This is a genomic window from Nocardioides sp. Soil805, from assembly GCF_001429625.1.
GTDB lineage: Bacteria > Actinomycetota > Actinomycetes > Propionibacteriales > Nocardioidaceae > Nocardioides.
In genome coordinates this window covers 198,884-211,313 of the sequence record NZ_LMSU01000004.1, presented here as the reverse complement: position 1 = coordinate 211,313, position 12,430 = coordinate 198,884, and the positions used below count along the sequence as shown (strand labels likewise).

General features: G+C 73.2%; 13 protein-coding genes and 1 pseudogene. 6 read left to right on the top strand and 8 right to left on the bottom strand.

Translation table 11 applies throughout. From position 1 onward, the window contains the following. Positions 1-37: 37 nt before the first annotated feature. The 3 genes from ASG94_RS18455 to ASG94_RS18445 are packed head-to-tail and all read left to right on the top strand — an operon-like array spanning position 38 to position 2,720. Complete coding sequence (locus ASG94_RS18455) at positions 38-1,114, top strand: M4 family metallopeptidase (protein WP_056927936.1); 1,077 nt, start codon at positions 38-40, stop codon at positions 1,112-1,114. A gap of 1 nt (position 1,115) precedes the next feature. After that, the gene (locus tag ASG94_RS18450; RefSeq protein WP_056927935.1) at positions 1,116-1,877 is read left to right on the top strand and encodes an MBL fold metallo-hydrolase; all 762 of its coding nucleotides are present in this window, start codon (positions 1,116-1,118) and stop codon (positions 1,875-1,877) included. Positions 1,878-1,907: 30 nt separating this feature from the next. Next, entirely contained in the window at positions 1,908-2,720 is an 813-nt protein-coding gene (locus tag ASG94_RS18445; protein WP_056927934.1) for an LLM class flavin-dependent oxidoreductase, read from the top strand. Between the two features lie 11 nt (positions 2,721-2,731). Here the strand turns inward: ASG94_RS18445 and ASG94_RS22575 are convergent, their stop codons facing one another. From ASG94_RS22575 to ASG94_RS18410, 8 genes and pseudogenes are all read right to left on the bottom strand, one after another. Beyond that, positions 2,732-3,700: an amidase gene (locus ASG94_RS22575; protein ID WP_268788630.1), complete on the bottom strand. Its 969-nt coding sequence runs from the start codon at positions 3,698-3,700 to the stop codon at positions 2,732-2,734. 85 nt (positions 3,701-3,785) lie between these two features. Then, positions 3,786-4,226 (bottom strand): annotated as a pseudogene (locus tag ASG94_RS22680) (amidase family protein); the annotation flags it as partial. 72 nt (positions 4,227-4,298) lie between these two features. Next, complete coding sequence (locus tag ASG94_RS18435) at positions 4,299-4,736, bottom strand: DUF6069 family protein (RefSeq protein WP_156411698.1); 438 nt, start codon at positions 4,734-4,736, stop codon at positions 4,299-4,301. After that, positions 4,729-5,718 (bottom strand): RNA polymerase subunit sigma-70, encoded by a 990-nt coding sequence (locus ASG94_RS18430; RefSeq protein ID WP_235537325.1) that lies wholly within the window; start codon positions 5,716-5,718, stop codon positions 4,729-4,731. Before ASG94_RS18430 ends, ASG94_RS18435 begins: the two co-directional genes overlap by 8 nt. A gap of 112 nt (positions 5,719-5,830) precedes the next feature. Further along, positions 5,831-6,496 carry a Type 1 glutamine amidotransferase-like domain-containing protein gene (locus ASG94_RS18425; protein WP_056927932.1) on the bottom strand — a complete coding sequence of 222 codons (666 nt, stop codon included), beginning with the start codon at positions 6,494-6,496 and terminating at the stop codon, positions 5,831-5,833. A gap of 136 nt (positions 6,497-6,632) precedes the next feature. Then, entirely contained in the window at positions 6,633-6,914 is a 282-nt protein-coding gene (locus ASG94_RS18420; protein WP_156411697.1) for a hypothetical protein, read from the bottom strand. A 16-nt stretch (positions 6,915-6,930) separates the two neighbouring features. Beyond that, on the bottom strand, positions 6,931-7,158 hold the full coding sequence (locus tag ASG94_RS18415; RefSeq protein ID WP_156411696.1) for a hypothetical protein: 228 nt from the start codon (positions 7,156-7,158) through the stop codon (positions 6,931-6,933). A 133-nt stretch (positions 7,159-7,291) separates the two neighbouring features. Continuing rightward, entirely contained in the window at positions 7,292-8,266 is a 975-nt protein-coding gene (locus ASG94_RS18410; RefSeq protein WP_056927929.1) for a DMT family transporter, read from the bottom strand. Positions 8,267-8,342: 76 nt separating this feature from the next. On the opposite strand from ASG94_RS18410, the gene ASG94_RS18405 reads away from it, so the two are divergent. From ASG94_RS18405 to ASG94_RS18395, 3 genes are all read left to right on the top strand, one after another. Beyond that, on the top strand, positions 8,343-10,004 hold the full coding sequence (locus ASG94_RS18405; RefSeq protein ID WP_056927928.1) for a bifunctional 3'-5' exonuclease/DNA polymerase: 1,662 nt from the start codon (positions 8,343-8,345) through the stop codon (positions 10,002-10,004). A 137-nt stretch (positions 10,005-10,141) separates the two neighbouring features. Next, entirely contained in the window at positions 10,142-11,224 is a 1,083-nt protein-coding gene (locus ASG94_RS18400) for an ABC transporter ATP-binding protein (RefSeq protein ID WP_056927927.1), read from the top strand. Continuing rightward, a complete protein-coding gene (locus ASG94_RS18395) occupies positions 11,209-12,429 on the top strand; it encodes an ABC transporter substrate-binding protein (RefSeq protein WP_056927926.1) in 1,221 nt (406 codons plus the stop codon). Before ASG94_RS18400 ends, ASG94_RS18395 begins: the two co-directional genes overlap by 16 nt. Position 12,430 lies beyond the last annotated feature (1 nt).

Genomic DNA, 12,430 nt, shown 5'->3' with positions numbered 1-12,430 from the left:
CAGTAGGCCGTCCGGCCACCACAACCGGGGAGGGACCATGAGGACCAGATCCACCAGCAGGGCCGTCACGCCGAGAATCCGGTGCGCCTTCGTGCCGCCGTACGTCGAGGCGGCGCTCGCCGACAACGCGGCGGTGTCGTCGGTCGACGACGCCCAGCTCGACCTCTCCGAGGCCGCCCGCCGGCGTCGGGCCGAGGCGATCACCCGCGACACGGGCGCAGGGACGACGCCCTCGCTCGCCCCGCCGCCGACCGGCTCGGCGCGGCGCGAGGTCTACGACAGCGGCGGCTCGACGAACCAGCGGGTGACCCTGGTGCGACCGGAGGGCGGCCCGGAGACCAAGGACTCCGACGTCATCAACGCCTACGACAGCGCCGGTGTCGTCCGCTCGTTCTTCCGCCAGATGCTCAACCGCGACTCCATCGACAACCGGGCGCTGGACCTGGTGCTCAACGTCCACTACGGCGCGCAGTACAACAACGCCTTCTGGGACGGCGACGAGATGACCTTCGGCGACGGTGACGGGGTCATCTTCTCCGGCTTCGCCCGTTCGCTCGACGTGGTGGGTCACGAGCTCGCGCACGGCGTCACCCAGTACGCCTCCGGTCTCGTCTACCAGGGGGAGTCCGGGGCGCTCAACGAGCACTTCAGCGACGTCTTCGGCACCGCCATCACCCAGTGGTCGGCCGGCGAGCGACCCGAGGACGCGGACTGGCTGATCGGCGACGAGATCATGGCGCCGGACCTGTACGGCGAGGCGCTGCGGTCGATGCGCAACCCCGGGACGGCGTACGACAACCCCATCCTGGGCAAGGACCCCCAGCCGGCGCGCTACGCCGACCGCTACACCGGCACGGCCGACAACGGGGGAGTCCACATCAACTCCGGCATCCCCAACCGGGTGTTCTACCGGGTGGCGACCGAGCTCGGGGACACGGTCGTCACGGCGCGCATGTGGTACCACGCACTCCACTTCCTGCCCCCGACCGCGACCTTCGCCCAGGCCGCCGTGCAGGTGGCCGAGTCCGCGCGCGTGCTGGTCAAGGCCGGCATCGTCGAGAAGGGTGCGGCGCAGGTCGTGCGGGGGGCCTGGCGCGAGGTGGGCGTCGGCTGACGTGACCATCGAGCTGACCTGGCTGGGCCACTCCACCGTCGTCCTGGACCTCGACGGGGTGCGGCTCGTCGCGGACCCGCTCCTGCGCCCGCACGGCGGGATCCTGCGTCGACGGGGCTCGCAGCCGGAGGAGTCCTCGTGGGCCGGGGCGCACGCGGTGCTGCTCTCGCACCTGCACCACGACCACGCCGAGGTCTCCTCCCTGCGGCTGCTCGGCCAGGTGCCGGTCCTCACCTCGACCGAGAACGCCGCCTGGGTCACCGGCAAGGGACTCCTCGGTCGCGGGCTGGGCGAGGAGGAGTGGGTGGAGGTCGGGGGCGTCGAGGTGCGGCTGGTGCCGGCGGTCCACCACTCCCGCCCGATGCCGCACCGGCCCAACGCCGCGCACGGCCACCTCGTGCGGGGTCCGTCCGGGGTGGTCTGGGTGGCCGGCGACACGGGCATCCACCCCGCGATGGAGGACCTGGCCGCGATGGCCGGCGCCCCGGTCGACCTGGCCGCCGTACCGGTCGGCGGGTGGGGCCCGCGACTCTCGCCCGGCCACCTCGGCCCGGACGAGGCCGCGGTCGCCTGCCGGATGAGCGGCGCCTCGTGGGCCGTCCCGGTGCACTGGGGGACGCTGCACCTGCCGGGCGGCTCGAGGCGTCCGCGGGGCTGGATGGATGCTGCCGGGCCGCACTTCGAGCGGGCCCTGGCCCGGGAGGCCCCGGACTGCAAGGCGGTCGTCCTGGACGTCGGCGGCTCGGTGCGCGTGGCACGCTGAGGTCTCCGTCCCCGCACCCAGGAGAGCGCCGTGGTCACCGTCGGTGTCGTGTTCCGTCCCCAGCAGCCGCCCGAGGAGCTCGAGGCCGTCGTGCGTCACGTCGAGGCGGCCGGGGTGCCCGAGCTGTGGCTGTGGGAGGACTGCTTCCTCGAGGGCGGGCTCACCACCGCGACCGCGGCGCTGGCCTGGTCCACGCGGCTGCGTGTGGGCATCGGCCTGCTGCCGGTGCCGCTGCGCAACCCCGCGCTGGTCGCGATGGAGCTGGCGACGCTGGAACGGCTGTGGCCCGGACGCGTGGTCCCGACGCTGGGCCACGGCGTCCTCGACTGGATGCGGCAGGTGGGAGCGGGTGCGGAGTCGCCGATGACCCTGCTGCGCGAGCACGCGAGTGCCGTGCGCGACCTGCTCGACGGCGAGCGTGTCGACGTCGCGGGCCGCTACGTCCGGTTGTCCGACGTCGCCCTCGACTGGCCCCCGCGTGTCCGGCCCCGGCTCCTCGTCGGCGCCCGCGGCGAGAAGACGATCCGGCTGGCGGGCGAGGTGGCCGACGGCGTGCTGCTGGACTCGGTGACCGATGCGCAGACCGTACGGCGGGCCCGGGCGCTCGTGGACGAGTCCCGCGAGGCGTCGGGGCGCTCGGGCCGCGCGGTGGTGACGGCGTACACGCAGGTCGATCCCGCCGCGCCGCCCGGTGCCCTGGTCGACCAGGTGGACCAGCGCGTCGCGCAGCTGGGCGAGGCGGGGGCGGACACCGTCGTGCTCCAGGGGACGGGTGAGCGACCCGACCCGCGACCGGTCGTCGAGGCGCTGGCCTCCGCCGGGCTGGTGACCGGCACGGCCTGAGGCCTGAAGGATCAGGCGGCCCGGACGGGAGCCGGGTGGCGCCAGGCCCAGGGCTGGGCATCCTCGAGCTGGGCCGCGACCCGCAGGAGGTCGCCGTCGGAGCCGAGCGGTCCCACCAGCTGCACGCCGAGCGGCAGCCCGGCCTCGGTCCAGTGCAGCGGGACGCTGATGGCCGGCCGGCCCGTGAGGTTGGCCAGCTGCGTGTAGGGCACCCAGCCGAGGTTGTCGTGGATGATCTCGTCAAGCATCCCGGTGGCCGTCAGCACCCGGCCCGCCCGCAGCCGGCTGACGACGCGCGCGAGCTTCTGGAGACGGTCGGGCGTCCGGGTGGCGTGGACGGGCAGCGGCGGGCGCGCGAGCGTCGGGGTGAGGAACACGTCGTACGTCTCGTGAAAGTCGGCGAGCGCGTGCACGTAGCCGTTGACGTTCTGCATGGCCCGCAGCATCGGGAGCAGCCCGGCGGCGCGGCCGATCTCGGCGCTGGCCAGCGTGTCGGCCTCGAAGGCACTGTCGGGTGCGCCCAGCCGCTTCCTGGCGTCGCTGACCTGGCCGTACAGCTGGGCGAACCAGATGGTGAGGAAGTCCCGGGCGAGGGCCTCGTCGTCGTGCGGCGGGGTGACCTCCTCGACGTCGTGGCCGAGCTCGATCAGCAGCTGGGCCGCACGCTCCACGGCCGCGATCGCCTCGGGGTCGGGGTCGGCGTTGATGGCCGAGGAGACGGACCAGCCGATCCGGAGCCGCCCGGGCCGGCGCAGGATCTGCTCCGCGAAGGGCACCTCGTGCGAGGCCGAGCGGTAGCCTGCCCGCGGGTCGTGGCCGATGATCGTGTCGAGCAGGGCGGCACTGTCGCGCACGGTGCGCGTCAGCACGCCCTGAGTGACCATCCCGAACATCACCTCGCCGGTCTGCGGCCCGTAGGGACCCAGGCCGCGGCTGGTCTTCAACCCGACGAGGCCGTTGCAGGCCGCGGGGATCCGCACGGACCCGCCCCCGTCGTTGGTCGCCGGCGGCCGGGACGATGCCCGCGGCCACCGCCGCACCGGAGCCGCCCGAGGAGCCGCCGGGGGTGTGCTCGGTGTTCCACGGGTTGCGGGCCGGTCCCCAGAACTCGGACTCGGTGACGCCCTTGGCGCCGAACTCGGGGGTGTTGGTCTTGCCGAAGACGACCAGCCCGGCGTCGAGGAAGCGCTGGGTCACCAGGGCGTGCCGGTCGGCGACGTCGTGGGCCAGGGCGCGTGATCCGTTGGAGGTGGGGAACCCGGCGTACTCCTGGCCGAGGTCCTTGACGAGGAACGGGACGCCGGCGAAGGGCCCCGTCAGCGCGGGGTCGGCCGCACGGTCGTCGGCGACCGCGCCGAGGTCGGCGACGACGGCGTTGAGCCGGGGGTCGACCTCGTCACGCCGCGCACGGGCCAGCGCCAGCAGCTCGGTGGCCGTGACCTCCCCGCGGGCGACCAGGTCGGCGAGGGCGGTGGCGTCGTGGGTGAGGTACTCCTCGGGGGTCATGGCCGGAGGCTACCGGGACGACCGACCGTCCGGCAGGGATCGCGGACCACCCCGGGACGCCCGTGCCCCGGCTCACCGGTCGTGGGCACGGAGGCTGCGCGACAGGGCGGGGACCACGACGCCTGCGGCGACGAGGTGCAGCGCGACGAGGGCGGTGACGGTGGCGGAGCCCGCCCCGGACACCAGGGGCGGGACCAGCGAGATCGCGGTCAGCGACAGGGTCGTCCGGACGAACCGTGCGGCAGGCCGGGCGCTCCAGCGCTGGAGCCCGGCGGCGATGACGACGCCGACCAGCGAGAACAGCCCGGTCATCGTGGCGAAGCCGGGCAACGGGATCGCCTCGCCACCCTCGGGGACCTCGAAGTCCACACCGGCGGCCCCGGCCAGAGCCGCCGCCAGGGTGGTGGCCGCCATCGCTGCGAGCGTGGCGAGCACACCCGTGACCAGGAGCGAGCGCAGTCCGCCCGTCCGGCGCGAGGGCGGCGCGGCGAGGACCCGACCCTCACTCACGGCCGGTGCCGTCCACACGGTCCGTGCCGTCCGCGGGCAGGCGCTCCGGCAGTCCGAGCCGGGGGAACTGGTCGGCGTGGAAGATGGTGACCTCGGTGACCTTCCCGCCGCTGATGCGCAGGACGTCGAGGGTGAGCGGCAGGTAGGCGTCCTCCTGCGGGCTCCACAGGTAGAAGCCGAGAGCCGGCTGCCGGTTCACGGAGGTCGGGACGCTGCGAAGCGTCCCGAGGTCCGGGAAGCCGCCCTCCACCCAGTCGTCCACGACGGCGTCGCGACCGACGTACAGCCCCGGCGTCGGCGGCATCGAGCAGCGGACGTCGTCTCGCAGCATCGTGGTGATCGCCTCCATGTCCTTGGCCACGCTGGCCTCGGTGAACCGGCGCACCAGCGCACGCGTCCCGGCGTCCTCCTCGCCGCCGGTCCAGTCCTGCCGCTCGGCGGGGAGGTGCTCCCGCATGCCCGCGCGGGCGCGCTGCAGCGCACTGTTGACAGAGTGGACGCTGTCCCCGAGGAGGTCTGCCACGTCCTTGGCCGGCCAGCCGAGCACGTCGCGCAGGACCAGCACGGCGCGTGGACGCGGCGCGAGGTGCTGGACCGCGACCAGGTAGGCCAGCTCGATCGTCTCCCGCGCGACGGCGACGCTCTCCGGTGCGTCGGCGTCTCCTGCGGGCAGCTCGTCGAGCAGGCGGTCCGGGTAGGGCTGCAGCCACGGCACCTCACCGCCCGAGGCGGGGGCCGGGCGACGCCGGTCGAGCAGGTCCAGGCAGGCGTTGGTGGCGATGCGGTAGAGCCAGGCGCGGAACGTCGAGCGCCCCTCGAAGGTCTCGCGCCGCCGCCAGGCGCGCAGGAACGTCTCCTGCACCGCGTCCTCGGCATCCTCGAACGACCCGAGCATCCGGTAGCAGTGCACGTGCAGCTCGCGCCGGTGGCGCTCGGCCATCTCCGCGAACGTCGTCTCGTCCACCTCGCCCAGACTGCTCACGCCCGGCTCCTCCACTCGCACGTCCGCACCCATCACGTCATCCCTCTCGTCGCATCGTGTCGTAGGTATGACTGGTGCGGAGCGGAGAACTCATCACCGTGGGCACGGGACGTCACGCGGGGATGAAGGTCCAGCGTCCCTCCGAGACGACCTCGACGGTGCCGTCGGTCACCGCCAGGGCGGTCTGGTCGTCGATCGCGTACGCCGGCACAGCGAGGTCGGCGGCCCATCTCTGCGCCTCCACCATGGTGTTCTCCGGCATGCTCGGGTGGTCGAGGTGCGGGAAGATCGAGAAGTCGACGACCCCCAGGGTCCTGTCGTCCCCACCGGGCTGCCTCCAGCTGACGAAGTCGTCACCGATCCGCGGCGTCATCACCATGCTTCCGGCACTCATCCCCACCCAGACCGTGTCGGTCAGCGACGGGAGGATTCCGGCCAGGCCTGAGTGGCGCAACCAGTGGCACAGGTACGCCGCGTCGCCCCCGTCCACGAGCAGCACGTCGGCCTCCCGGACCCAGGGAACCCACCGCTCCTCGCCGATGCTCGACAACGCGGTGAGCTCGAGGACACCCACGGACCGCCACCCGAGTCCGGCCATCGTGCCCTCCTCGTCGAGGAGCCAGCGGCGCACGGACGTGGGCCCGCACATCGGATGACCCCACTGTGCTGTCGGTATGCACAGCGCGGTGGCCTCGGAGAGCGGCTTGCCCAGCATCTCGACCAGCGCGTCGCGGATGCTGGGGTTCGTGACGCCGCCCGACGTGAGGAGGAGCCTCACGACGACCGCCCGGTCTCGCCGGTGGGGTGCGTGCGGTGTGCGGAGGCGTGGAGTGTCATGGCCTTGCTCCTTGTCCAGGGTCGGTCTCGGGTGTCATTCCACCTCTTCCACGAACGGCCCGCAGCCGATCCGACACTCACTCGCAGATCGGGCGAGCCGGGCGGTCCAGCACGGCCTTGAAGGTGAGGTGCCCCATGAGGTGCGGGCTGTGCAGCCGGTACGCGGTGCGGCTCCACCCGGTCGCGAGCCCCGTCAGCCTGTCGGGGAGGTAGGGCTCGTACATGCGCGGGAGGTCCCACATCCGAAGCTCCACCTCGGAGAAGCCAGCGCGTGCGAGGTGTCGGGTGACGGAACGGATGCTGTTGATCCGGTACTCCGTGTGGCAGTGGTACTCGTCGACCTCGCGGGGATCGCGCACCCGTCGGAGCACCCGCTCATCGAGACCGAGCCGGGACGTGGCCCATCACGAAGACCGCGAACACCACGTCGAAGCGATCCGGGTGCTCGACGGAGAAGTCCTCCAACGTCAGCTGGTGGTGCTCGTCCGCGGCCCGGTCGGCGGGCACCCGCGGGCTCGGGTCCACCGCGACGAGCCACCCGGCGCGACGTCTGATCCGGGGAAAGTCGCCCGAGGCGTTGCAGCCGCCCCCGACGTTCAGCACCGTGGCACCGCGTGGGGTGGATGCGGCGACCCAGCGCGTGAAGTGGCGGACGGGAAGCGGTGGGGGCGCGACCACCTGCACCGTTGCGGCTATCGCCCCACGGCTGGGATGCCTCGACCTGCCGGTGACCACCTCAGCATCGTGCGCCGTCGGAGGGGCTCCCAGCCAGAGCCAGGTGGCCGTCCTGCCCCGGCCGCAGCGCGACGACGGCGGTCAGGATGAGCGCCCCACCCAGCAGGCCGGACGCTCCGAGGCGCTCGCCCAGGACCAGCGCGGCGAGCACGGCCGCCGACAGCGGCTCGACCAGGGTCGCGACGGTGGCCGCCGAGCCGGACGTGGTGCGCAGGCCGGCGTACAACAACCCGTAGGACAGCGCCATGGTCGCCACGCCGAGGTAGACGAGCAGTGCCGCCGAGGCCGCACCGGTGGGCAGCACGGGAGCACCCGTCATCACCGCGACGACGAGGAACGGCGCCAGCAGCAGCGAGCCCGCAGCCGTGGCGCAGGTGGTGAGCGCGATCGGGTCCACGCTCTGCGCGAGGCGGTGGCCCAGCACGGTGGTCGCGGCGTACGTCGCCCCGGAGGCGACCGCCAGGACCAGCCCCAGCACCGGTCGCCCGCCGGCCGGGGCGGCGCCGTAGCCCGGGTCGACGCTGATCAGGACGAGGCCCACCAGGGCGGCGGCCAGCACACCGACCTCGCGGTACGTCGGCCCCGTCCGGGCGGCGAGGTGCTCCCACGCCGCCGCGAGGACGGGGGCGAGGCCGAGCGCGACGACGGTGGCGACGCTGACCCCCACGAGCAGCACGGACACGAAGTACAGGCCCTGGTAGACCGCGGTGCCACAGCCGACCGCGACGGCCGCGACCGGACGGCTGCGCATCGCCTGCACCACGCCGCGGGACCGGCCGGTGAGCGCGGCGAACGCGACCAGTGACACGGCGGCCAGGGCCATCCGCCAGGCGCTCACGGTCAGGGCCCCGAGGCCGTCGCGCTCGCGCACGACGCTGACGACCAGCCCGCCGGTGCCCCACAGGACCCCGGCCGCACACACCTGGAGGAGCCCGAGCCGCGCGCTGCGAGGCACGGTGCCGGCGCTCGTGCTCACCGGGTCAACCTAACGCGCCGCTCGCCCGTCGTGCCGTGCGTGCTCGGGTGTCCGTGCCCGGTGCGAGGCTGTCCCCATGTCCCGGATCCAGGTCTCCCGCTTGCCGGGGGAGCGGGTGCTCGTGGTCGAGGGCGGCACGGAGAGCACCGTGGCGCTGGGCGAGCTGCCGGCGTACGTCGCGACGCGCGAGGGCGACACGCCCCGGTGGGTCTGGGACGACACCGCCCGGTGGTACCCACCCCTGCTGGCCGCCGGGGTGCGCGTGGCGCGCTGCCACGACCTGCGGCTGGGCCGCCGCCTGCTGCGGCGGGCCCCCGCGGTGGACGCGCGGCTGCTCGAGGGGGAGCAGTCCGACCACTGGGACCGCCTCGGGCCGAGCACGCAGACGGACCCCGCCCTCTTCTCCGTCGACGACACCGCCGAGCACCTGCGCGCCGACCTCGAGGACGCGCGACAGGAGGTGGCCGTGGCGGCCTCGCCCGAGCCCGGCCGCCTCGGTCTGCTGCTCGCGGCCGAGTCGGCCGGCGCGCTCGTGGCGGCCGAGATGACGTACGCCGGCGTGCCGTGGCGGCTCGACGTGCACGAGCGCCTGCTCACCGAGCTGCTCGGACCCCGCCCGCCCCGCGGCGCCCGCCCCCAGCTCCTGGAGGCCCTGGCCGACGAGGTCCGCACCGCGTTCGCGGCGCCGGGGCTCAACCCCGACTCGCGACCCGAGCTGCTGGCGGCGCTGCGCCGGGCCGGGCTGGAGGTGGCCGACACCCGGGCGTCGTCGCTGCGGGCCCTCGAGCACCCGGGCATCACCCCGCTGCTGCGCTACAAGCAGCTCGCGCACCTCTTCCAGACCAACGGCTGGGCATGGATCGACCAGTGGGTCAGCGACGGCCGGTTCCGTCCGTCGTACCAGCCGGCGGGCTCGGTGACGGGCCGCTGGTCCTCCAACGGTGGCGGTGCGCTCTCCTTCCCCGTCCAGGTGCGCCCCGCGGCCGTCGCCGACGACGGCTGGGTGCTGGTGGTGGCCGACGTCGCCCAGCTCGAGCCTCGCGTGCTCGCGGGGATGAGCCGCGATCGCGCGCTCGCCCACGCGGCGCGGGGCGCCGACCTCTACCAGGGGATGGTCGACGACGGCGCCGTGCGGAGCCGCCAGGACGCCAAGCTCGGGCTCCTCGGCGCGATGTACGGCGCGACCAGCGGCGAGAGCGGCCGCATGGTGGCCGGGCTGACCCGCCGCTACCCCGAGGCGTTCGGGCTCGTCGAGGAGGCGGCGCGGGCCGGTGAGCGAGGACAGGTCGTTCGCACCCTGCTGGGACGCGGGTGCCCGACGCTGGGCGAGGCCTGGGAGCACGAGCCGGACGACGACGCGCGCCCCGACCCCGAGCGCCAGGCCCGGCGCCGGCGGGCCTACGGGCGCTTCACCCGCAACTTCGTCGTCCAGGGGACGGGTGCCGAGTGGGCGCTGTGCTGGATCGCCGAGCTCCGCAACCGGCTGTGGCGGCTCGGCGGCACCGCCGACCTCCTCGCCGGCCCGCACCTCGTGTTCTTCCTGCACGACGAGGTGGTCGTGCACACCCCGGCAGGGCTTGCCGACGAGGTCGCCGCCCACGCCGGCGCTGCGGCGGCCAGCGCGGGACGCCTGCTGTTCCGCGACGAGGCCATCGACTTCCCGCTCAACGTCTCGATCGTGAGGTCGTACGCCGACGCCGGCAAGCCGGGCGCCCCGCGTGTCGATGTCGCACCGTAGACCTGCGGAATCCGCGGTCCAGGAGCCTTCGCGTCACGGAATCGTGATCCAGACAGGCGTGGACGCAATGGTTCCGCATCCCCTACCGTGCTGAGGGCGAGGTCTCGGGCGAACCTTCGAGCGTTGAGGAGTCCCCGATGGGCACACCCGCCGTCGAGATGAGCTCCTTGGCCAAGTCCTTCGGCAGCGTCCGGGCCGTCGACGGCATCGACCTCGCCATCGAGGACGGGGAGTTCTTCTCGATGCTGGGCCCGTCCGGCTCGGGCAAGACGACGGTGCTGAGGATGATCGCCGGCTTCGAGGAGCCGACCAGCGGGCAGATCCGCCTCGACGGCCAGGACGTCACCGGCCGGCCCCCGTTCGCGCGCGACGTCAACACGGTGTTCCAGGACTACGCGTTGTTCCCGCACATGGACGTGCTCACCAACGTCGAGTACGGCCTGCGGGTGAAGAAGGTGCCGGCCGGCGAGCGTCGCCAGCGGGCGCTGGCAGCGCTGGAGTCCGTCCAGCTGACCGACTACGGCCGGCGCCGGCCCACCCAGCTCTCCGGGGGGCAGCGCCAGCGGGTCGCGCTGGCGCGGGCCCTGGTCAACCGGCCCAAGGTGCTGCTCCTCGACGAGCCGCTCGGTGCGCTCGACCTCAAGCTGCGCCGGGCGATGCAGCTGCAGCTCAAGCAGATCCAGCGCGAGGTGGGCATCACCTTCGTCTTCGTGACGCACGACCAGGAGGAGGCGTTGACGATGAGCGACCGGATCGCCGTCTTCAGCGCGGGCCGCATCGAGCAGGTCGCCACCCCGGCCACCCTCTACGAGAGCCCGTCCTCGGCCTTCGTCGCGGGCTTCGTGGGCACGTCCAACCTGCTGGAGGGGGAGGTCGCCACGTCCGTGCTCGGCCGGCAGGGCGTCTTCAGCATCCGGCCGGAGAAGATCCACCTCGACGACGAGGTGGCCGGGGGTGACACCACCACCGGGGGTGTCGTGCGCGACGTGGTCTACCTGGGGTCGGTCAACCACTACCTCGTGGAGCTGGACGCGGGACCGACGCTCACGGTACTGCGCCAGAACCTGCGAGGGACCACGGACCAGGCGATGGCCATGCGCGGACGCCGGGTCACCGTCGGATGGGCTCCGGAGCACGTCATCGAGCTCGCCCGGGAGCGGGACAGGGAGCGGCACCAGGAGCGACACGACGAGAAGGAGCAGACATGGACAAGTCAGTGATCACACGTGCGGCCGTCGCCGCGGTGCTCGCCCTGGCGGTGGCCGGGTGCGGGACCACGAGCGGCGACGGGGACGACGACAGCGGCAGCAGCGGCTCGGAGGGGCAGAGCGCCTTCACCGCGCCGGACGTCCCCATGGCGGAGTCCCTCGGTGACAACGAGGGCGAGCTCAGCGTGCTCGCCTGGCCCGGCTACGCCGAGGACGGCTCCACGGACCCGTCGGTCGACTGGGTGACGCCGTTCGAGGAGCAGACCGGCTGCGACGTGTCGGTGAAGTACTTCACCACCTCCGACGAGGCCGTCACGCTGATGAAGTCGGGTCAGTACGACGTCGTGTCCGCCTCGGGGGACGCCTCGCTGCGCCTCATCGCCGGTGGGGACGTGGCGCCGGTCAACACCGACCTCGTGCCCAACTACGCCGACATCTGGCCCTACCTGAAGGACCGCGACTGGAACTCGGTCGACGGACAGATGTACGGCGTCCCGCACGGGTACGGCGCCAACCTGCTCATGTACAACACCGACGTCGTGACGCCGGCACCGACGAGCTGGAGTGCCGTCTTCGACGACGCGGACAGCAACGCCGGCAAGGTCACGGCGTACGACTCGCCCATCTACATCGCCGACGCCGCCCTCTACCTGATGAAGACGCAGCCCGACCTGGGGATCGAGAACCCCTACGCCCTCGACGACGACCAGCTGGCGGCGGCCGTGGACCTGCTCAAGGCGCAGCGCGAGAACGTGGGGGAGTACTGGTCGGACTACCTCAAGGAGGTCCAGTCCTTCAAGACCGGCGACTCCGTCGTGGGCACGACGTGGCAGGTCATCGCCAACCTCGCCCAGGACGAGAAGGTCCCGGTCGAGGCGATCCTCCCGGAGGAGGGCGCCACCGGCTGGTCGGACACCTGGATGGTCTCGTCGGAGACCGACCACCCCAACTGCGCCTACGCCTGGCTCGACCACATCGTCAGCCCGGAGGCCAACGCGGCCGTCGCGCAGTGGTTCGGGGAGGCCCCGGCCAGCGCCAAGGCGTGCGACGTGGCCGAGAAGGGCTTCTGCGACACCTACCACGCGGGCGACGAGGCATACGCGGAGCAGATCTACTACTGGACCACCCCGATCGAGCAGTGCCTGGACGGCCGCACCGACGTGTCGTGCACGACGTACCAGGACTGGACCCGCGCCTGGACCGAGATCAAGGGCTGAG